This is a genomic window from Bacteroides sp. MSSM.1001136sp1_RTP21357st2_D2_RTP21359_211015, assembly GCF_040913205.1.
Lineage (GTDB): Bacteria > Bacteroidota > Bacteroidia > Bacteroidales > Bacteroidaceae > Bacteroides > Bacteroides ovatus.
This window is the reverse complement of the sequence record NZ_JBDFVF010000006.1, coordinates 135,010-157,904: the sequence shown is the minus strand read 5'-3', so window position 1 is coordinate 157,904 and position 22,895 is coordinate 135,010. Positions and strand designations below refer to the sequence as shown.

Annotated in this window: 12 protein-coding genes; 9 read left to right on the top strand and 3 right to left on the bottom strand. The window is 39.6% G+C overall.

Annotation, left to right across the window (positions count from 1 at the left end; translation table 11 throughout):
* The first annotated feature begins 24 nt into the window (after positions 1-24).
* From AB5217_RS06470 to AB5217_RS06460, 3 genes are all read left to right on the top strand, one after another.
* Complete coding sequence (locus AB5217_RS06470; RefSeq protein ID WP_004301557.1) at positions 25-390, top strand: hypothetical protein; 366 nt, start codon at positions 25-27, stop codon at positions 388-390.
* Between the two features lie 44 nt (positions 391-434).
* Positions 435-1,820, top strand: coding sequence for a glycoside hydrolase family 28 protein (locus AB5217_RS06465; protein WP_004309137.1), 1,386 nt, complete (start codon positions 435-437; stop codon positions 1,818-1,820).
* A gap of 96 nt (positions 1,821-1,916) precedes the next feature.
* Complete coding sequence (locus AB5217_RS06460) at positions 1,917-2,594, top strand: SGNH/GDSL hydrolase family protein (protein WP_032847384.1); 678 nt, start codon at positions 1,917-1,919, stop codon at positions 2,592-2,594.
* A gap of 101 nt (positions 2,595-2,695) precedes the next feature.
* On the opposite strand, the gene AB5217_RS06455 is transcribed toward AB5217_RS06460, so the two are convergent.
* The 3 genes from AB5217_RS06455 to AB5217_RS06445 all read right to left on the bottom strand — a co-directional run bounded on the left by AB5217_RS06455 (position 2,696) and on the right by AB5217_RS06445 (position 9,615).
* Complete coding sequence (locus tag AB5217_RS06455) at positions 2,696-4,777, bottom strand: RagB/SusD family nutrient uptake outer membrane protein (protein WP_032847382.1); 2,082 nt, start codon at positions 4,775-4,777, stop codon at positions 2,696-2,698.
* Between the two features lie 24 nt (positions 4,778-4,801).
* Positions 4,802-7,933: a SusC/RagA family TonB-linked outer membrane protein gene (locus AB5217_RS06450; protein ID WP_032847379.1), complete on the bottom strand. Its 3,132-nt coding sequence runs from the start codon at positions 7,931-7,933 to the stop codon at positions 4,802-4,804.
* Positions 7,934-8,436: 503 nt separating this feature from the next.
* On the bottom strand, positions 8,437-9,615 hold the full coding sequence (locus AB5217_RS06445; RefSeq protein WP_004323749.1) for a tyrosine-type recombinase/integrase: 1,179 nt from the start codon (positions 9,613-9,615) through the stop codon (positions 8,437-8,439).
* A 399-nt stretch (positions 9,616-10,014) separates the two neighbouring features.
* Here AB5217_RS06445 and AB5217_RS06440 point away from each other — a divergent pair, with 399 nt between their 5' ends.
* Genes AB5217_RS06440 through AB5217_RS06415 form a run of 6 tightly spaced genes read left to right on the top strand, consistent with a single transcriptional unit; the run spans position 10,015 to position 22,823 of the window.
* Positions 10,015-11,028, top strand: coding sequence for a fimbrillin family protein (locus AB5217_RS06440; protein ID WP_157452186.1), 1,014 nt, complete (start codon positions 10,015-10,017; stop codon positions 11,026-11,028).
* A 54-nt stretch (positions 11,029-11,082) separates the two neighbouring features.
* Positions 11,083-12,708 (top strand): fimbrillin family protein, encoded by a 1,626-nt coding sequence (locus AB5217_RS06435; protein ID WP_032845772.1) that lies wholly within the window; start codon positions 11,083-11,085, stop codon positions 12,706-12,708.
* 60 nt (positions 12,709-12,768) lie between these two features.
* Complete coding sequence (locus AB5217_RS06430; RefSeq protein WP_004312580.1) at positions 12,769-15,948, top strand: SusC/RagA family TonB-linked outer membrane protein; 3,180 nt, start codon at positions 12,769-12,771, stop codon at positions 15,946-15,948.
* Positions 15,949-15,969: 21 nt separating this feature from the next.
* On the top strand, positions 15,970-17,982 hold the full coding sequence (locus tag AB5217_RS06425; protein WP_032845774.1) for a RagB/SusD family nutrient uptake outer membrane protein: 2,013 nt from the start codon (positions 15,970-15,972) through the stop codon (positions 17,980-17,982).
* A 47-nt stretch (positions 17,983-18,029) separates the two neighbouring features.
* The gene (locus AB5217_RS06420; RefSeq protein WP_032845776.1) at positions 18,030-21,080 is read left to right on the top strand and encodes a SusC/RagA family TonB-linked outer membrane protein; all 3,051 of its coding nucleotides are present in this window, start codon (positions 18,030-18,032) and stop codon (positions 21,078-21,080) included.
* Between the two features lie 21 nt (positions 21,081-21,101).
* Complete coding sequence (locus tag AB5217_RS06415) at positions 21,102-22,823, top strand: RagB/SusD family nutrient uptake outer membrane protein (RefSeq protein WP_032845778.1); 1,722 nt, start codon at positions 21,102-21,104, stop codon at positions 22,821-22,823.
* The last annotated feature ends 72 nt before the right edge of the window (positions 22,824-22,895 follow it).

Here is a 22,895-nt window from a genome sequence, read left to right as displayed (position 1 = left end):
TATGTTACAATTAAATTATTTATTATGAGACTGTTGAACTATTGTTTTTTGATTGGAGGAATATTAATTGCTTCTTGTGTTGGTAATTCGAGTAATAAATCTCAAAATGATAAGAAAATAAATCCGGCGGATACTATTTATTTAGGAGATTTACGTGAAAAATTTGAAGGAGATTCTGTCTTTTTTGCAAAAGTGGCACCGGATCTGATATTGACAGATTATCAATATTTCTGGGCGGCAACAGAGTCAGATGCCATAGCCAATGGGTTAACAAAAGATTATTATAAGAAAGTAAAACAAGAAATTACTGCCACAAATGAAGCAATAAAGAAGGGAGTAATGAAAGGCGCTAATGTGAAACGAATTCCCGATTTTCAGAGTGTGAAATAGCTAAGAATGTTTTATCTTGGTATGTTGGATAATAGAGTAATGATATGATTAAAAGATATTTTCTAAGTTTAATAACTTGTACTTGTTTTTATTTGTTAGCCGCTTCTTTTACTTCGAAAAATGGCAACTATGAAGTGCTTAAAGTAACCGCTCCTTTTCCGATGCAACCTATTAAAGTGTTTATCTATCCTGATAAGGACTTTATAATTACAGACTTCGGTGCCGTCAATGGAGGAAGAGTAGATAATACAAAAGCAATTACTAGTGCTATTGAAGCGTGTAACCAATCCGGTGGCGGACGTGTTGTTGTTCCGGCAGGTACATGGCTGACCGGTCCCATTCATTTTAAAAGTAATGTGAATCTTTATTTGGAGGAGAATGCGGTTTTGAATTTTACGGATAATCCTTCTGATTATCTTCCGGCAGTGATGACTTCATGGGAAGGCTTGGAATGTTATAATTATTCGCCATTACTCTATGCTTTTGAATGTGAGAACGTGGCGATTACAGGTAAAGGGACTCTTCAGCCGAAGATGGATACCTGGAAAGTATGGTTCAAACGTCCTCAGTCTCATTTGGAAGCATTGAAGGAGTTGTATACAAAAGCTTCGACTAATATCCCTGTGATCGAACGTCAGATGGCAATAGGGGAGAACCATCTTCGTCCGCATTTGATTCATTTCAATCGTTGCAAGAATGTTTTATTGGATGGGTTTAAGATTTGTGAAAGTCCGTTTTGGACCATTCATCTCTATATGTGTGACGGGGGATTAGTGCGTAATCTCGATGTAAAAGCACACGGACATAATAATGACGGTATTGATTTTGAAATGAGCCGTAACTTTTTAGTGGAAGATTGCTCTTTCGATCAGGGGGATGATGCAGTAGTGATTAAAGCCGGACGTAATCAGGATGCTTGGCGGTTGAATACTCCTTGTGAAAACATCGTTATCCGTAATTGTCAGATTCTAAAAGGACATACTTTACTTGGTATCGGAAGCGAAATATCGGGAGGAATACGGAATATTTATATGCATGACTGTACTGCTCCGAATTCTGTGATGCGCCTTTTCTTTGTGAAAACCAATCATCGCAGAGGTGGATTTATAGAGAATGTTTATATGAAGAATGTAAAGGCAGGAACGGCTCAACGTGTACTCGAAATAGATACCGAAGTGTTATACCAATGGAAAGATCTGGTACCTACTTATGAAGAACGAATTACTCGTATTGATGGTATTTATATGGATAAGGTGACTTGTGAATCGGCAGATGCTATTTACGAACTGAAAGGTAACTCCAAACTTCCGGCTAAGAATGTAATGATTAGGGATGTAAAAGTAGGAGAGGTAAAGGAGTTCGTGAAGAAAGTGAATAATGTAGAGAATGTAGTGGAAAAGAATGTGACTTATGATAGGAAAGGGAAATGACCCTTTCCTGAAAGTAGTAGAAAATTTCATGCTATAATTTTAGTATAATGTAGTATCTTAGCAGCAAAATTGAAAACTTTATGCTAAGATGAAGAAATCCTTTTATTATTACTGCTAATCACTCTATATAGCAGTATCAGCTTTGCTCAAAGCCTGAAATCTATATCTATTTTAGGCGATTCGTATTCAACATTTGAAGGATACCTGCAACCCGATACCAATAGCATTTGGTATTATGTTTCTCCGCGACAGCAAACGGATGTAACTTCCGTAAAGCAGACCTGGTGGCATAAATTCATCAAAGAGAATAACTGCCGCCTTTGTGTCAACAACTCCTTTTCCGGTGCAACGATTTGTAATACCGGTTATAATCAGGCTGATTATTCGGATCGTTCTTTTATTACCCGTATGGATAAGCTGGGATGTCCGGATATCATCTTTATTTTCGGTGCAACGAATGATTGTTGGGCCGGCTCACCGCTTGGGGATTACAAGTATGAAGGGTGGACCAAGGAAGATTTATATACATTCCGTCCGGCTATGGCATATCTGCTTGACCACATGATTGATCGTTATCCTAATGTTGAAATCTACTTTCTGCTGAACTCTGGTTTAAAGGAAGAGTTTAATGAATCAGTCAGAGCTATCTGCAATCACTATAACATTGATTGTATTGAACTGCATGATATTGACAAAAAGAGCGGTCATCCTTCGATAAAGGGGATGGAGCAGATTAGTGAACAGATTAAGATGTTTATGAGGAAGACGAAGTGAAAAACAACGGAAATATAAGAAATAATATTGCCACTTGCTACTCTTTGATTAGGAATACTATTTCAAAGAGTGCCAAGTGGCAATAAGTTTAGTTGTTTATCTTAATATCCCGGATTCTGCATTGCTTTCTTTTCTTCATTGCTTAGTGCAGAACCATTTGAATTGGTGATACCGTCCAAGAAGGCTTGGGGGATCGGACGATAGTAATGTTTCTCCGATTTGAATTCGCCAAGACCTCTGCTGGCACCGTCGTTGAATTTATGCCAGCGGGCGTCTAACGTCTTGGTACGTGCCAGATCTTCCCAGCGTTGCAATTCGCCACAAAGCTCACGGGTACGTTCATTTAATAGGAAGCACATCATTTTGTCAGCATTGGATGTACATCCCAGTTCGTTGTAGATAGGAGTGTCGACTGTAGAGTTATAAACGTCTGCCACACTATTTAATTTCATCGTAGTTTTGGTAGAAGCAGTAGTCTCCTGTTCGATATTGTTTGACTCATAATAGGTGTTTTCTTCCCAGTAAATAGCACCTTCGGAGGAGTGACCGCCTCCTTTCCCGGAACAATAAGGATTATTCTTATAAGCTTGTCCACCATCTACGTTCTTACTACGGTCTTCACCAGTTTTATAACCGGCACGTTCACGTAGTTTGTTCATCCATTCGACAGCTTTGTCATAATTGGCTTCACCTTTACGAATATATGCTTCGGCAACCATTAGTACATCATCTGCCGAACGGGCGATGATAGCATCGCGAGTACCGAATTGAGATGCGATGGAAACACGATAACCATCACGGAATTTAGATAAAGCTACTGAACGCTTGTGAGGTATGATATCGTAATAATTACCTGTTTTCTCATTTATATTCCAGCTGTGTTCCTGTCCTTTGAAATAGCGTACATATGTATACGTGTTACACATTTTTCCATCTTTCAAAACAGTATATGCCGGAGCGTTGGGATATTTCTCATAGCGATTGTCTCCCGGGTCATTCACGATGTATTTCATACCGAGTTCACCTCCACTGAAACGTTTGTCACCTTCTTTTACACCTGCCGGAGCGTATGGCATATCTTCTGCTGTCCAGGTGGGAGCACTTTTGGTTTCGTTGGCTCCATAACAGGTGATGAATGATTTCCAGAAACGAGAGTCATTGACACGGTCAAATACCTGCATGGTATACTCTGTAGCACTTACGTATGAGAATTCACGTCCTCCGGAGATGTCACGTTTACATCCACCTATATCATTACCTTGGTATACGGCCGGATAATAAAGATGCATCTGGTTTCCATAACGTCCCCATGTTGATTCATCATTAGAGAATTGAGCTGCTAGAATCACTTCACTTACTTTTTCATTGGCTCCGTTCGGCTGTTCATAGTCCCAAAGTTCTACATAATCATTACACAACGGATGTGCGTCTACAACTTCCGAACCATATTGAATAACAGCATCGAGGTCGGATGCTATATAATTACTATTCCAATCGCTGTACAATTCGGAGGCACGGAATAAATGTGCTTTTGCAAGGAAATGGGCAGCAGCATATTTGTTAATTCGTCCGATTGATTCACCTTTATCCGGAAGTAGTCTGTAGGCTTCTCCAAAATCAGCTATAACCTGTGTGTATATTTCTTCAGCAGAATTCCGTGTGAAGTACGTTTCCGCGCTTGTAGACGGAACTAATTTCAACGGTACACCACCAAATTGCTTCACTAATTCAAAATAAGCATAGGCTCTTAGAAAGTGTGCTTCTCCCAAGCGTGTGTTATATGTGGGTGAACTTTGGTTATAATATTGAGGTATGTTTTGGATCAATATGTTTGCGGGTTCAACCAGTCCGTAGTAATTGTCCCAGATAGGTTGGTTAGCGGCATTTTCAGATGAATTTAAATCTTGACTATAGTGATTCCATGCTGGAATAACATTATTAGCATCAGTAAATTCATCCACTCCCATGTTGTAGCACTGAATCCCCCATATATAGTTGAATTTGAATTTCAGTTTCTGATAGGCTCCAGTCACTAATTCATCAAGACCTTCTTGTGTCTTAAAGCGGTCGGTACTATGTTGAGTTGTTAAATTCTCATCAAGGAAAGATTCACTGCATGAAGTGATCGAGCTTCCTGTTACGCTGGCCATTAAAGCTGCAAATAATATTCTATTTAATTTCATAATGTCTTTACTTTAATTTGTTTATTAGAATCCGATGTTGACACCTATTACAAAACTCTTCAAAGTGGTAGGTGAACCAAATATTTTGGTATTATTGTCATAATTTACCAAGTCTGTATCCAAAAAGTCACATGCTTTATAGATATTGAATGGATTCATGGCTTGAACATATAGCTTCAAATTATTGATACCCAAGTTCTTTAATTGTTGTGGGGTAAAGTTATAACCCAATGAGATATTACGAACTTTGATGTACGAGCCATCCTGATAGTTCATTGCGCTGTTAAAGGCATCGGCTCCTTCACCGTTGGAACCGGGTGAATAGTATTTTGCATTCTCATTGGTACCGGCTACCCAATAGTCTATTTTACGTTGCATATAGCGACCGTCAAGAGTAACAGCTCCCTGTGGAACAGTAAATCCCCAACGTGATAAAATAAAGAAGGATAGCTCAAAATTCTTATAGCTGAAAGTGTTACTCCAGCCACCTGTCCAGCGTGGACGTGTATGCCCTACAATTTTCTTATCGTCATTGGCATCTATTGTATCATCATTATTTAAATCTTTCACTTTGATTTGTCCCGGTTTACGTCCGTATTTGGCAGCTTCTTCAGCTTCTTCTGTTTTCCAGATGCCATCATATACCCAGTCGTAATAAACACCGATTTCCTCACCGACAAACCATTTATTGTTCACATCTTCTGTTCTACCATTAGACAATTCGTCGATTCTGTTTCTATCCATTGACCATGTTAAAGTAGTGCTCCACGAAAAATCTTTTGTTTGTATAGGTATTGCATTTACTTGTAGGTCAATGCCATATCCGGATGTTTTACCTACATTGGCATAAGTAGAAACATAGCCCGTTAGTGAAGGAATTGACATTTCCAGTAACAAATCATCAGTTTTCGTTTTGTATGCATCGATACTACCAGTAAGTCGGTTATTAAAGAAACCGTAGTCAACACCGACATTGTATTGTGTAGTTCTTTCCCAGCCTAGAGTTGGATTAGCCATTTTGGCGGGTTCCTTCTGTGAAGGATCTGAAGGTACATAGCCCAAGGATGACTCATTCTGTCCCCAGTTATAGTATAAGCCTGTGATAGCGCCTTTAGTTGCATATGCTTTGATTGCCGCATTACCTGTAACACCCATACCTATACGAAGTTTCAACTGATTCAGCCAACTGATGTCTTTCAGGAAATCTTCTTGATCCATTCTCCATGCGATAGCAGCAGAAGGGAAACTTGCCCATTTGTGCCCTTCGGCTAATTGAGAGGCGCCGTCCCAACGCATAGATGCTGTCAATAAGTACTTATCTTTATAACCATAGTTTAGACGAATCATATAAGATGCCATTTGAGTCTCGGTCAGACCTGTGCCAAAAGAGTTTAGTGTACCGGCAGATCCTATATTATACCAGAGCTCATCTGATGAGGCTACATTAGTAGCTCTCATATCTCCCATCTCGTAATGGTAGGCAGAAGCGGATTGCATCAATGTCATGCCTAAATTATGTTGACCCAGGGCTTTGTTATAATAGATCAGGTTATCCAATGTCCATGCACGTTTTTGTTCGTTCTTGTATTGTGCGCCATTGTTACCATCTCCATTAATACCATCTGCTGCATTAGCGACTCCTAAAGTGTAGAATTGGAATTCAGGACCAAACTGAAGACGATAAGATAAGCCTTCCAGTGGTTTCCAGATTTTACCGAAATCAATTTGCGAATACAAACTGGCAGAAGCACGGAAAGTGCGGCGTTGGTTGGTGTTGTAGTCTAATTCACGAATAGGGTTGATGATATTTACATCCCCACTCGGATAACGGACATATTCACCGTTTTCGTCATAAGGTACTGTCCACGGAATCATACTTCTTAATGCGCTATAGAAATCACCCGAACCGGTTACAGACTTGGAGAAACTATATCCATAGTCTTGAGTGGAATAAGATGCATTAATTGAAGATCCCATTTTGAACCAATTGACAGGAGTCACATCAAATGAGGTTTTTAACGTATAACGTTCATATGCTTGCCCTGGTTGTGTACCTTTCTGATCCAAATAACCGAATGAGGCATAGCCTTGGAATTTGTCAGACCCTCCGGATGCACTTAAGGTATGTTCGTGAGTGATCCCCGTCTGTTTACCGTGCGAAGCCCAGTCATATGATCCTACTAAAGATGGATCGTAGACTCCATTTACCCATGCTTTTTCGATGTTTTTCCATGAAGCAGTTACGCTACCAAATGCAGCTTTATCGGCTTCATAAGTTGGAGTGGCAGAAGCATAAGAACCTGCATTGTATTTGGCTAAGCGGGCATAATCCAACCATTCGGCGGCAGACATCATTTCTGTAACATCGTGTAGCGTTTCAAAAGTGACAGTACCGGAATAGTTTAGGGTCACTTTACCTTCTTTTCCTTTTTTGGTAGTTACAAGAATCACACCGTTGGCACCACGTGAGCCATAAATAGCTGTGGCTGAAGCATCTTTTAAAATGTCAATAGCTTCAATGTCGGAAGGATTGATATTTTCAATGCCTCCATTTTGAATTACCATACCGTCTACCACATACAGTGGACCCTGTTCCGCATTAATAGAGCGTTGTCCACGAATATTAATGTTGCCCACCTCTCCGGGACGCTGACTGGATGTAATATCTACACCGGCTGTTTTACCTTGCATCCCTTCTAGTGCATTTCTTACAGGCATTGCTTTCAGTTCTTTTTCACCTACGCGAGCCATAGCACCGGTTACGTCACTTTTTTTCTGTACTCCATAGCCTACAACTACTACTTCGTCTAAGGTCTCGGTATCTTCTTGAAGAGTAATTTTAAAGTTGGTATTTCCTGCTACGGATACTTCTTGTTTTTTATATCCTATATAAGTGATAGTGATTGTACCTTTGGTTGGTACATTGGAAAGAGAAAACTTGCCATTTAAATCAGTAATTGTACCATTAGTAGTACCATTAACCAACACACTGGCACCAATAACCGGTTCTCCGGTAAAATCTGTAACTGTGCCCGAAATTGTCTTATTCTGGGCATAAGATTCTACTATTAAAAAGGAGAACAAAGTGAGAAGAAATAGCCGTCGGATAGTATCCTTATAGGCATACAGGTGATTACCTTTTTGGTTGCTTTTCATACTTTAATTATTAAGTTATAAATATTGGTTTATAGATCCTTTATTGTTGATTTATCTTTTTATCCTCTAATGAAGACTCTTTGTTTCTTTTTATATGGATATTCCTGTAACGTAGTACTTTATAGAGGTTTAGTAGTATAATATATTGTATGATATTAATATATTTACATAGCGTATTTATTATAGAGTTAAACAAAAGTTAGATTCTCTTTTTAAACATAACTACCTGCGCATCAAACGACTACATACAGCTAGCAATCAATTGAGGATAAGATTTGAACAATTAGTACCATTAATATCTTTTTTACCTATTATGAGTTATCCGGTATGCGAATCTTTCTTCGTTCCACTATAGTTATCTTTGCGTTTGACTATAGTTATCCGCAAGGGTAACTATAGTGTACTTTGCGGATAACTATAGTGGAACGAAAAAAGGATAGCGATCGGAATGAAATCGATTAGCAAAAGAAGGAACTAAAAATAGCAGTGAAAAACTATCTATACTATAGCAATTGGTCAAGTACGGCACGGAACACCTTATCGGCATGTTCTTGCATAATCTTAATATAATTAAAGATAGGACGGTTATTTTTCATACTGTGTCCGATACAGTATTCTATTTTTTCAATTTGAATGCCTAAATCATATCCGTGTTGTGCAAATGTCTTTCGGGCGGAATAGTAAGTAACCTTTTTCTTTACCCCCGAAAGTTCTGTTACCTTATTTATATGTCGGAAGACTAAACTATATATTTGTTTATAAGATGAATATTTACCAAACTGCAAATGCCCATTTCTCGACATATATTTATCTATGAGCACTTTTGCTTCAGGCTGCAAAGTAAATACAATTTCATTTTCTCCCTTCTTGCTATTACGTGTTTTGTGACGCACATAACGCATATCGTTCTTATTTTTAAAATCATATACTAATAAATCTCTCAGGTTGATACCGCCTAAATAATAGGTAAGCATAAAAATATCTCTCACCATGGATAAAGAAGGCTTTAAAAGCCGGACATCACGTATTCTCTTCAGTTCATCTATTGACAAATCAAGTTCCCGCACATTACTTGCCGGCATCTTAAAGAGGACAAAAGGATGAATGGAGTAAGATACATAATTCATCTTACCGGCATAATTTAATATCACCTTTATCAAAGTCAGATATATTCTGATAGTTGTATCTGCCAGATTCTCCTCGTGAAGAACTTTGGCAAATTCTTGGATATGTATAGGTGTCAATTGAATTAAAGGAAAATCCCCTTTCATATATTTGACTAATCTTTCGGAAGCTATCTTATAAAGTTTATAAGATTTCTCCCGCTCTTCTCCTTTCATGAAATTCATGTATTCTTTTGCAACAGCTTGAAAGGTTATACCTTTTTTCTTTTGTTCATAAGTAATTATACGTATAAGCTCGGTACATGAAATTGCTGGTAAATAGCTGATCGATGTAATAATTTCTTCATACTCATTGATTAGTTTCCGAAGACAAGCATTCATATTCGCTGCATTCTCATGCCTTACTACTCGACCATTTTTTAGTTGACTGGCAGAATCCAAAGTAAATTGGGTAGATATATATCTGGTTTGAGAATGATGTGCTACGGCTATCCTTATTCGATGTCTGCCATTTGATAATTTTTTAGTTGGAACAACTACAATTGAAAAATTCGCCATATCATTTTTAGGTTTATAAATTACTATTTTCCATACAATAAAATAGAAACAAAAAGGTTCATAGTCATTAGGGACTAATCGAAAATCGCTCCCACAGCATGGAATATCGTGCAAAAGACGGTATTTTCCATGCATTTGTACGATTCTGCATTGCTATATCTTGATTAAGTCGTTATGTTTGCAACACTTTTTCACAGGTAGAGTGTGAAAAGTTATGTTTAAAAAGAGAATCTAACTTTTGTTTAACTTAACAGATATAACTAATGAATATGGAAAACAACAAAAAAAAGGCTTCATTTATTTCAATTACTGGTTGGAAAAGAATGCAGCCATTGTCTTTTTTACTTTACGACGATTTTACTAATCAACAAAAATATGTTTAACTTTAAAAAACATGGTATGAAAAAAAACTATGTCACAACTGCTGTTGCCTTACTACTTTTAGCAGGATGTAGCAACGATATTAAAGAAACTGATATTCAGTTTACCGGTGATACGGGAGCGAAAGTTTCTTTTAGTGCAGTAATAAACAATCATGAGGCTAGCAATCTTGTTACAAGAGCTACGGAAACAAACTGGGAGGCAGAAGACTCGGTAGGAATCACTTGTGGTACGGAACAAGTGAATATTCATTACAAATACAAGGGCAATGGTCTTTTTGCAGCAAAAGGAGGAAATGCAGAAGAAATTTGGGTATTAGGTTCCGGAGAGTATGATGTAGTGGCATACGCTCCATTTTCTGGTACATCAGGTGAAGAACAACCTGCATTAGAAGTGACTACAGCTAGTGAAAATCAAGCTACAGCAGAAGAACGTGCGAAGATAGATTTTCTTTTTGCCAAAGGGAAGGCTACATCACAAACCCCGAACGTGACATTAGCATTCAATCATGTGATGAGTCGTATTAGATTGGAGTTTCAAGCTGGCGAAGGTGTGGACTTGGCAGATATAACTTGTTATCTTATTGGGCTTAAGAATAATGGTACATTTAATCCTAAAACAGGGGAGACAACAGTCAGTGAAGACCCTGTTACGGATAAAGATGATATTTATTGGGATAAAATAGGAGAGCAGGATAATTATACAGTACAAGCTATTTTACTGCCACAGAAGGTGCAAGGCAAAGTAACTATCCAAGCTAGAATGAACGGTTATCTTTATGAAGCCGAGTTTGCTAACTTGACAGAATTGAAATCAGGATTTTCTTATAATTACATCATCAAGACAAATAAATACGAGGACAATAATTATGTGTTGACAATTACAGAACAAACGCAAATAATAGGATGGGAGGATGAAAACCACGATCCTATAACATCCGACCCGAGTATAGCTGAAACTGGAACAGAGATAACTAATCCTAGTTGGAATATTACAGAAGAAACCGTAACTCCACAGCCTGTTGTGAAGTGATCTGTTTACCAATCTAATATAGATAAAAATGCTAAAAATATAAACATGAGATTTATGAAAATATATAATTATATATCAATGCTTTTTCTGGCTGGCGCAGCCGTAGTTGCGTCTTGCTCGCAAAATGAAGAACTGACCGGAGAAACCCCGGATTCTTTGCAGGGATTTCAGATTAGTGTGTCTGATGAAGGATTTATGGACGAAAGTGGTAAGACACGTGCTACAGAGAATGGATATACTACCCGATTTTCTAACGGAGATGCTATCGGTATATTTGCGGTAAGAGGAGAAACGGTGGTAGAGGATATCAAGAATCGGAAATTCACACTGACAGATGGCTATTGGGAATTGACTGATGGAGGGGATCCTATTGAATACAAAGGTTCACAATTTCAGCGGATGACTTTTTATGCATACTATCCGTATAATGCGAATGTGACTTTTGATCCGACGAAGGTGGATCCTTTTGAAACATACGTCAACAATTGGAAAATAGGCAGTGAACAAAATGAAGGAAATTATACACAATATGATTTGATGACCAGTACGGGTAGTGTTCAGGGGGATCGTTTGAAAGGGCAGATCGCTTTTACTATGCAACATCGGATGGCTCTTGCGGTAGTAAAGATGCCTAATTTGACCTATAGCTTTACAAATGGTGGTATAGATGATTATCTGTTACCTTTGGCTGCCGGTTCGTTTACAGTGAACAATACTCAAGCAACTCCTTATTATCAGGAAAGTACAAATACATACCGTTTTTTGGTTAATCCGAATAAGGAATTCTCCATAAAGGGGACTTATGTAGGAGTAAGTGAAATGGAATATGAAGCTAAAGGTACCTTGGAAGGAGGAACAGCGAAGATGTATACCATCGAAGATAAGAGTAAGATTAACCATACTTTGCAGGTAGGGGATTATTTTTGTGCGGACGGAAAAATAGTTTCTGTAGATGCGGAGGCGGTGCCGGAGAATGTGATTGGTATTGTTTGTTATGTGGGTAATTCACAGCCCAGTGTAACACATCCCGAACTTTATTCTGCTGAGATTGATGCTTTGCGTCGTGACTTCCCCGCTTGTACGCATGGGATAGTATTATCTACAAAGAACTCATTGGTAAAAGATGATGAACAAAACGATATTGCCTTGCAAATGTTTCATTCTAGTAAGGCTGGTTATTACTCAGATTGGTTTAATTCAGATGAAGATTGGAAGGATAAGTTTGTAGGTTGTAACACCGAGAGGGATGTTAACAAAAATGATGCATCAAAGGTTTTTCCCGCATTGATGGGGTATAATAACACAAAAATACTTACTATGTGTTACGAAGGAATGGGTAGTATATCTACTTGTGATTATGTTTATGACTATATCATGGCTTATCGTAAGGCAGAAGCCGTTCCTTCTGGTGTAACTCCTTGGTATCTACCTTCTGTGATGTGCTGGGATCAGGTTGCCAAGAATATGAGTGGTATTAATAGTAGTCTTCAGAAAGTAAATGGTGATAAGATGGTTACTTCTGATCTACCTGTAAATAACAAGGCTGCTGGGCACTATTGGAGTAGTACACAGCGTTCTGCAGTCAATCAATGGACACATAGCATGGGAAATGGAAGCTTTCACGTCACTTGTGAACGTGCTTCATGCGCCGGCTATTTCCGTATGATGCTCGCATTCTAAAATAAACATGACGGTATATAAAGTCCGTCAACTATACTTATATCATGAACATATACATATATGAATAAGAAAAACTTTATAAAGGGGACAACCTTACCTGTCGCTCTGTTTTTCACTATAGCAACTTTTGCACCTGCATGGGGATTGCAAACAGCTTCGGCAGCCATCGAAGTTGTACAGCAGCAAAGTACTATAAAAGGAACAGTAGTAGATAGCCAAGGCGAACCGATAATTGGAGCAAGTGTACTTGCGGAAGGAACATCTAACGGTACAATTACCGACATTGACGGTGTATTTAGAATAAATGTACGTCCCGGTACTAAACTGAAAGTATCTTTTATAGGTTATACTGATAAAACAGTTGTAGCAAAAAATGATATGAAAATCATCCTAGTAGAGGATGTGACTGCTCTTGAAGAGGTGGAGATTGTAGCTTATGGCACGCAGAAGAAAGTGACTATGACAGGAGCTATCGCCAGTGTGAAGGGAGAAGAATTGACCCGTGTATCTGTAGGTTCGGTTTCCAATGTATTAGGAGGGCAGATGACAGGTTTGACTACCGTACAATATTCCGGTGAGCCGGGAGCGGATGCCGCTGAAATTTTTATTCGTGGTAAAGCTACTTGGGAAAATTCTTCACCGTTAATTCAGGTAGACGGTGTGGATCGTGAAAGTATGAGTGATATCGACCCGAATGAAATTGAATCCATTTCTATCTTGAAAGATGCTTCGGCAACAGCCGTATTTGGTATTCGTGGAGCAAACGGGGTCATTTTGATTACAACTAAACGAGGAAAGGAAGGAAAGGCGAAAATTTCGTTTACTACTTCTGCTTCTGTATTGATGCCTACAAAAATGGTAGAACAGGCAAGTTCCTATGACTATGCCCGTTTTCATAATCAAATGATGTCCGGTGATGGCAAATCTGCCTTATTTAGTGATGGAGTGATTCAAAAATTTGCAGATGGTTCCGATCCTATTCGTTTCCCAAATATACAATGGGCTGACTATATTATGAAAAGCTCTACGCTTCAGAGCCAGCATAATCTGAACATCTCGGGAGGAACAGATAAAGTACGTTATTTCATCTCTGCAGGTGCTTATACGCAAGGAGGACTTTTTAGTGAGTTTGATCTTCCTTATAATTTAAGCTATCAGTACCGTCGGTTTAACTATCGTACAAACTTGGATATGGATGTCACTAAAACGACTACTTTGTCATTCAATATTAGTGGTAATGTGAATAATTCAGATCAACCGCGTACGAGTCAGGGATCTTCCGGATTGATTAAAAATATGTATTATGCTACTCCTTTCTCCAGTCCGGGAATCATAGACGGAAAATTAGTAAATTCGAGCGATGAGACTTATTCGGACGGGCTGAAATTACCATTTACTGGAGGTACAGGTATGGGATATTATGGAAATGGATTCAGCCAGACCAGTAACAATTCGCTGAATGTAGATGTGATTCTGGATCAAAAAATGGACTTTTTGACTAAAGGACTTTCTTTTAAAGTGAAAGGATCTTATAACAGCTCATTTACAGTTAATAAAGTAGGTTCTGGTGGGTCTATTGCTACATACACTCCTGTATTGATGGATGACGGTAGTATTGCTTATCGTAAGTTTGGAGAGAATACGGATGTGAAGTATTCGTATACTACAGGTAAAGCGCGTAATTGGTATATGGAAGCCAGCTTTAATTATAATCGTACTTTTGGTGATCATACAGTGACAGCTTTATTCTTATATAATCAACAGAAAGAATATTATCCGAAAGTATATTCGGACATTCCTCATGGATATGTCGGATTAGTCGGACGTGTCACTTATGATTGGAAGAGCCGCTATATGGCAGAGTTTAATGTGGGGTATAACGGTTCGGAAAACTTTGCGTCCGATTTGCGCTTTTCTTATTTCCCGGCTGGTTCTATAGGTTGGGTGATGAGTGAAGAGAAGTTTTTCCGTCCTTTGAAGTCGGTGGTTAGCTTTTTGAAATTACGTGCCAGTGTCGGTTTAGTAGGTAACGATAATATTGGGGGATCGCGATTTATGTATATGGCTGATCCATATAATGTCGGTTTAGGTGATTTGGCGAATCGTGTAACAGCAAGTGGAGGAGCGACTAACGCTTGGGGATATGGATTCGGTACAGATAATGGTACTGTTAGTCTAGGGGCACGTGAGGTAGCTAAGAATAATGCTGCTGTGACATGGGAAAAAGCTCTGAAACGGAACTATGGTGTTGATATTAACTTCCTTGATGACCGTCTGAAAACAACCTTTGAATATTATAAAGAACGTCGTAATGACATCCTTTTGCGTGACGGTACAGCTCCGGGAATGTTAGGGTTCATTACTCCCTATTCAAATTTAGGAAGTGTAGACAGTTGGGGCTGGGAACTTTCTTTAAAATGGAACGATAAGATTGGCGATAATTTCCGTTATTGGGCGGGTATTAACCTTTCTTATAATCAGAATGAGATTCTTGAAAAGAAGGAAGCCCCGCAGAATAATTTATATCAATATCAGAAGGGACACCGTATCGGTTCGCGTAGTCAATATGTTTTCTGGCGCTTCTATGATGAGGATACACCTGCACTATATGAGCAGACATTTAATCGTCCGTTCCCCACTCACGAGAGTATTCTTCAAAATGGAGATGCAGTATATGTTGACTTGAATGGTGACCGTAAGATTGATGCAAATGATGCAAGTTATGACTATGGCTTTACAGACGATCCTGAATATATGCTAGGTATTAATTTAGGATTCAGTTGGAAGAATTTGGAAATAAGTACTCAATGGACAGGGGCCTGGAATGTAAGTCGTATGATTTCGGATGTATTTCGTCAACCGTTTTATTCATCTTCCAATAGCGAGCAGGGAGGATTGTTGGCATACCATTTAGATCATACATGGACACCGGAAAATCCGTCACAATCTTCGGAGTATCCGAGAGCTACCATTGATAATGCAAAGAATAATTATGCTACTTCCACTTTATATGAGAAAGATGCCAAATACTTGCGTTTGAAAACTCTTCAGGTGGCATACAATTTTCACTTCCCATTAATGAAGAAACTTGGACTGAATACATGTCAGTTGGCTTTTGCAGGATATAATTTGTGGACTATTACACCTTATTTGTGGGGTGATCCGGAGGCAAGAGCTACTAATGCACCTTCTTATCCATTGTCCAAGACTTATACGTTGAGCTTGAAATTAGGATTCTAAAATAGATAAAGGAAAGATACAATGAAATTACAAAATAAATGGTTCATCGGTGCAATGTTGGGAGCGGCGGTTTGTTTGGTTTCCACTTCATGTGTGGACGAAATTAAATTCGGAAACTCTTTTTTGGATAAGGCACCGGGCGGAAATGCTACTATTGACACAGTGTTCAATAGTGCGGAATATACGCGCCAATTTTTGAATACCTGTTACAGTAGACAGTATTACGGATTACCTTATAATACGGATAGTAACGGTAATATTCCTGATTCTTCCAGTCCTTATTTAGGAAAGAAGGATGCGCTAACAGACTGCTGGTCACTTTATTTTAGTGATGCGACTGTATATCAGCAGTATTATTTGGGTTCTCTCAATGCCAACTATGGCACGCGTGGTAATATTTTCCCATATACACGGGAAATGGTATGGGAAGTAGTGCGTTGGTGTTGGTTGCTAATGGAAAATATAGATAGAGTGCCGGGTATGGATAATGCTGAAAAAACTCAGTTGGTGGCAGAAGCTAAATGCTTGATTGCAGCACGCTATTTTGATATGTTCCGTCATTATGGAGGTCTTCCATTGTTATATGCTTCATTCACCGGTACGGAGTCAGGTTATGAAATCCCCCGTGCTACGGTAGAGGAGACTGTTAACTACATGATAAAGATGTTGGATGATGCTATCAATTCCGGCGGATTGGTGTGGGCTTATGCTGATGCCGATCTTGCTAGCAAGGCCGGACACTGGACAAAGGCTGGTGCGATGGCATTGAAATGCAAAATCTGGCAATTTGCCGCTTCTCCGTTGTTTAACGATGTCAACGGATATGCAGGAGGAACCTCAGAGGCTGAACAGCAACGTCTGGTATGGTACGGTGGCTATCGTGCGGAGCTTTGGGATAACTGTTTGAAGGCTTGTGAAGCATTCTTTAAAGAGCTGGAGAGTCAAGGCGGGTATAGCCTGAATAAGGCTTCGGAAGAAACACCGGAACAGTATCGTCAGGCATATCGTATGGGGTATATTCGTCAGAACAGCAAGGAAGTCTTACATTCTGTTCGCACGAATATGTCGGACGCTTTCAACTCAAGTTCTTATATGTGGCATTCTTGGGCTGTTCCGTCACTTTGCCGCACTGAATATCCGCCTACACAGGAATATGTGGAGATGTTCCCATGGGCTGACGGCACTCCGTTTGACTGGAAAAAGGCGGAAACAGAAGGTAAGTTGGATGAAATGTTCTTGACCGGAACATTTAAAAATGGAGAACAACTATTGTCGGAAATCGTATTAACTCGTGACCCTCGTCTGTATGAGCATTGCATGGTGAATGGACTACCGAAGATGTTAGACTGGAGTGCCGGAACGATGTCCGGTTTACCTTATGAATTGTGGGTCGGAGGATACGATGAAGGACAAAATGCGGCACTTGAATCTGGTAACTATGCGACTGGTTATAAAAATATGAAATATTATTTGGGAACTGAGTACCAACGTCAGTATACGCACTGGGTTTATCTTCGCTTGTCTGATATTTATTTGACTTATGCGGAGGCTTTGCTTCAAGCTAAGAACGATCACCGGGGGGCTATTAACCAAATGAATATAGTACGTGCCCGCGTGGGATTGAAGAAAGATTTGGCGGAGTGTGTTACAGATAAGAATTTACTTTCTGACAAAGCTGCCTTATTGGAAGAATTGCTGTGTGAACGTGTTCGGGAATTGGGGCTTGAAGATAGCCGTTTCTTTGATCTTGTCCGTTACAAACGTGCCGATCGTTTCGAGAAACGTCTGCATGGATTACTTGCCTATCGTTTGGATGATACTGGTAATCGCATGACAGGTAATACAAAATGGAATGAAGGAGATAAGAACAAAGGAGCATTGCAACCTACTCGATTTGAATATGAAAGGTTTGAATTATCTAAACCGGTTCGTCGTTGGTGGACATACGGATTTGATTCCAAATGGTATCTTTCTCCATTCCCGCAAACGGAAATTAACAAAGGGTATGGATTGATTCAGAATCCGGGTTGGTAATGTGAGACAACGAAACAGATTAAAACAATACTTGAATATTGATTTATATGAGAAAAAATAAGATTCTGATACTGGCTTTACTAGTTTGTTTGAGCATTCCGGTCAGAGCGCAGAATACAGACAACAACATTATAGGTATTGTTGTTGATAAATCGGGAAACCCAGTCTATGGAGCGTCCGTTAATGTGGAAGGTGGCGCAGTGGAGACCCGGGTTGAAACTGATAAAGATGGTAAATTTGAGATTGCGGTCGAGAAGGGACAACGCTTGAGTGTCTTTTCTGCCGACAAAGGCTCTACCACAGTTGTGGTAAAGGCTGATGGTCCGATGACTATTGTGATGGGATATGCAGCTCAGACTATTGATGTGGGAGCTAACCGGACATTCAATCGTCATGAATCAACAGCAGCTGTTTCTACCACCTATAATGAAGAGTTTAATAAGCGGTCTTCCCGGAATATATCCAATTCTTTATATGGATATGGATTGGGTCTTACTACTTTGCAGAATGCAGCTAGTACAGGTTTAATGGCAGATCCTACCTTTTATGTACGTGGTTTGCAGAGCTTGTCAAGTAGTACGCCGCTTGTGCTGGTTGACGGTTTGGAACGAGACATGAGCTTGGTGAGTCCGGAAGAAGTAGAATCCGTTTCCATCCTGAAAGATGCTGCGGCTGTGGCATTGTACGGATACAAAGGAGTGAATGGTGCGATCTTGATTACGACGAAGCGTGGTAAGTACAAAACAAAAGAGATAACGTTTACGTATGATCACATCATTAACACTCAGTCTCGACGTCCGGAATTTGTAGATGCGGCTACGTATGCTTCTGCTGTGAATGAAGCGCGTGGATATGAAGGTTTGGGAGCTCGATATACTCCGGAAGAAGTCGACGCTTTCCGTAATGGAGTAGGCAGTGGAGGAGCTTCCCGTATGTATCCTTATCTCTATCCTAATGTGAACTGGATTGATGAAACCTTTAAAGACAGAGGAGTTTCTAATAAATACACGATCGAATTCCGTGGAGGAGGAACAAAGTTCCGCTACTATACTATGGCGAATTTATTAACAGACAAAGGGTTTATCAAGACCCCGAATGCAAATGACGGATATTCTACACAGAATATGTATTCACGTGCTAATTTGCGTACAAATCTGGATATTGATTTAACGGGCACTACCAAATTGAAGTTAAATCTTCTCGGAACATTATCCGAATCTCGGATTCCGGGGGCTTCGGTTAACTTATGGGATATGATTTATTCGATTCCTTCTGCAGCTTTTCCGGTTCGTACGGAAGATGGCAGTTGGGGAGGAAGTACCACTTGGGCGGGCACGTCGAATCCTGTCGCACAATCGCAGGGAGCTGCTTATTCTAAAGGACACTCTCGCAGTTTGTTTGCCGACCTTACTTTATCACAAGATTTGTCTGGTTTGCTGAAAGGATTAGGAGCTAACTTTCGTTTAGCTTATGATAACTATTCCAATATTTTAGAAGACCATAGCAAGACTTATACGTATGCTGGTTATGCAACAAGCTGGACAACTAACGGGCCGTTTTATACTGCCATTTCAGGTGGCGAATCCAGTGAAATGGGTTCGGGTGCGGGTATTGACAATTGGGCGCGTCAATTTAATTTTGCAGGTAGTGTAGATTATAATCGTTCATTCCAAAAGTGGGATGTGTATTCTCAATTGAAATGGGATTATGAATATCGTGATTCATACGGTCTGAACACTACTATTTATCGGCAAAATGTTTCTTGGTATAATCATGTAGGTTTCTCTAATCGCTATTATTTGGATCTGGCATTGGTTGGCTCGGCTTCCAGTTTATTGGCACCGGGACATAAATGGGCTTTTTCTCCTACCATTTCTGCTGCTTGGGTACTTTCGGAAGAAAAATGGTTGAAAGATGTGTCTTGGGTGAACTTCTTGAAATTGCGAGCTTCATTTGGGGTGATCAATGTTGATTATCTGCCTAAAGACGGAAGTACTACCGTATATGACTATTGGGACCAGATTTATACGACTACCGGTACGCAATATAAGTTTAACAGTAGTTACGACTCTGAATTCGGAAGTACTATTATCGGTCGCTTGGCAACTGCTAATTCGACACATGAGAAAGCGTATAAATATAATGTTGGTGTTGATGCTATGTTGTTCAATGGATTGAATGTGACGGCAGAAGGCTATTATCAACGGAGAAAAGATATTTGGGTTTCTTCCGAGGGTAAATATACCGATGTACTGGGAGTTGATGCTCCGTTCGAGAATGCCGGAATCGTTGATAGCTATGGTATGGAACTAGGACTTAACTATACGAAAAGGTTAGGAGATGTAGTGTTTAATCTTGGCGGTAATTTTGCTTGGAATAAGAATGAAATTAAGGAACAACTGGAAGAACCGCGTTTGTATAAGAATCTTGTGCAAACAGGAAATCGGTTGGGTCAAGTATATGGAATGGTAGCTGAAGGTTTCTTCAAAGATAAAGAAGATATAGCAAACAGCCTTACACAAAACTTTACTACGGTAGTGCCGGGAGACATAAAATATAAAGATGTGAATGGAGACGGAATCATTGATGCTAATGACAAAACTGCTATTGGTTATAGTACGACAGCTCCGGAAATTTATTATTCTTTCCATTTGGGAGCCGAATGGAAAGGGATTGGGGTAGATGTAATGTTTCAGGGAACAGGTAACTATTCTGCTTTATTGAATACGAAGAGTATGTTTTGGCCATTGATAAATAATACGACACTTTCTACTCATTATTATGAGAATCGTTGGACACCGGAAAATCAAAATGCCAAATATCCTCGTTTGAGTTCACAGAGTAATGCCAATAACTATCAGGCTAATACGGTTTGGTTGGCAGACCGGTCATTCTTGAAGTTGCGTAATGCGGAGGTGTATTACAGATTCCCGAAAGAATTGATGAAGAAGACTAAGATATTGGGGAGTGCCAAGTTATATGTTAGAGGAACAGACTTGTTCTGTTCAGATCACATTGATGTGGCAGATCCGGAATGTTATGGTGTAGCGACTCCGCTGAATAAGAGTGTAGTAGTCGGTGTTACGATTGGTTTTTAATCATAAAAACAAAGCGAAAGAATGAAACTGAAAAACATTATCTACGGAATGATGTGTGTAGTCACACTCGGTTCCTGCTCAGATAAGATGGAATATCATGAGTACAATAACTATGATGAGGATTTTGTGAAGCTCAACTTCGGTAATGTGGGAGGGCTGATAACAAATATCTATTTGTCCATGGATGTGGACTTTGGAAACTATAGCGGGGCAATTCTTGGTTCTGCTACTGATGAGGCTGAATATGCTTATTCGGGAAATCAGATTGAAGACTTTTACAATGGTTCTTGGAGTCCGTCAAATGCTAAAAGTAGTATGTGGACGTCCTGTTATGAAGGGATAGCCAATTGTAATTTATATCTGGAGAAGTTTACCGGACTGACATTTCCCGAGTTGGCTTTGAACAGTGATTATGCACAACAAATGTTCCGTTATACCAATTACCAGTATGAGGTGCGCTTCCTTCGTGCATATTTCTACTTTAACTTGGTACGACAATATGGAGATGTGCCGTTTAGCGACCATATATTAACAGCCGAAGAATCGAATACATTGTCGCGCAGGCCGGCACAGGAGATTTTTGATTATATCATAGCCGAATGTGATGATATAAAGGATAAGATTATTGTCGATTACAGTAAACTGGGAGATATGGCATTGCCTAGTAGTCCGGCGGAAACAGGACGTGCCAACCGTAAAACGGTATTGGCCTTGAAAGCTCGTGCTGCGTTGTATGCGGCAAGTCCTTTGTTTAACCCGACTGATAATAAAGAGCTGTGGTATCGTGCAGCTAAAGCCAATAAGGAAATTTTAGATGACAGTAATGGATTTGCTGAAAAGGCAAAACTCTTAGTGGAGGATTATTCATCACTTTGGAGTAAGGATAATTACAATGACGCTACTAGTGAATTGATTTTTCTCCGTCGTGCCACTACTACCACTAATTCTTTTGAGGGATATAACTTCCCGGTAGGGTTGGAAAATTGTAAAGGTGGAAACTGTCCCACACAGACACTGGTGGATGCGTATGAGATGAAGGATACAGGGTTGCGCCCGGACGAGTTGGATAACTACGATCCTACTAATCCTTATTATACCAACCGCGACCCTCGTTTCTATCTGACTATTGCCAAGAATGGAGACGAAAAATGGCCTAACTGGAATACTGTTCCTCTGCAAACCTATCAGGGCGGATTAAATGCGGAACCTTTGAGTGGCGGAACTCCGACAGGTTATTATCTGAAGAAGTATTGTCAGACGGCAGTAGACTTGCGTGCCGGTACAGCTTCAAAGACCTATCATTCATGGATTACGTTCCGTTTTGGAGAGTTCTATTTGAATTATGCGGAAGCTGTATATAAGTATCTGGGTAGTCCGTATGCAACGGACAGTGAATTTACAACTTCGGCTGTAGATGCTATCAAAGTAGTTCGTACACGTGCCGGAATGCCCGGATTCCCTCAAGGGATGACCAATGATGCTTTCTGGAAGAAATATCAGAATGAACGTATGGTAGAATTGGCTTTTGAAGGACATCGTTTTTGGGATGTACGTCGTTGGAAGGAGGGGGACAAACATTTCAAAAACATTGTTGAAATGAAAATTACGAAAAATGGGGATGATACTTATACGTATGAGCGTAAGGTAAAAGAAAGAAGTTGGGATGATAAGATGTATTTCTTCCCGATTCCTCAGAGTGAAAAATCGAAAAATCCTAATTTGGAGCAGAATCCGGGTTGGTAACTTAACCGGAATACTGATGAATAGAAATAGGATATTCTTGCATAGAACGGATGTTTATAGAATAAAAAACGA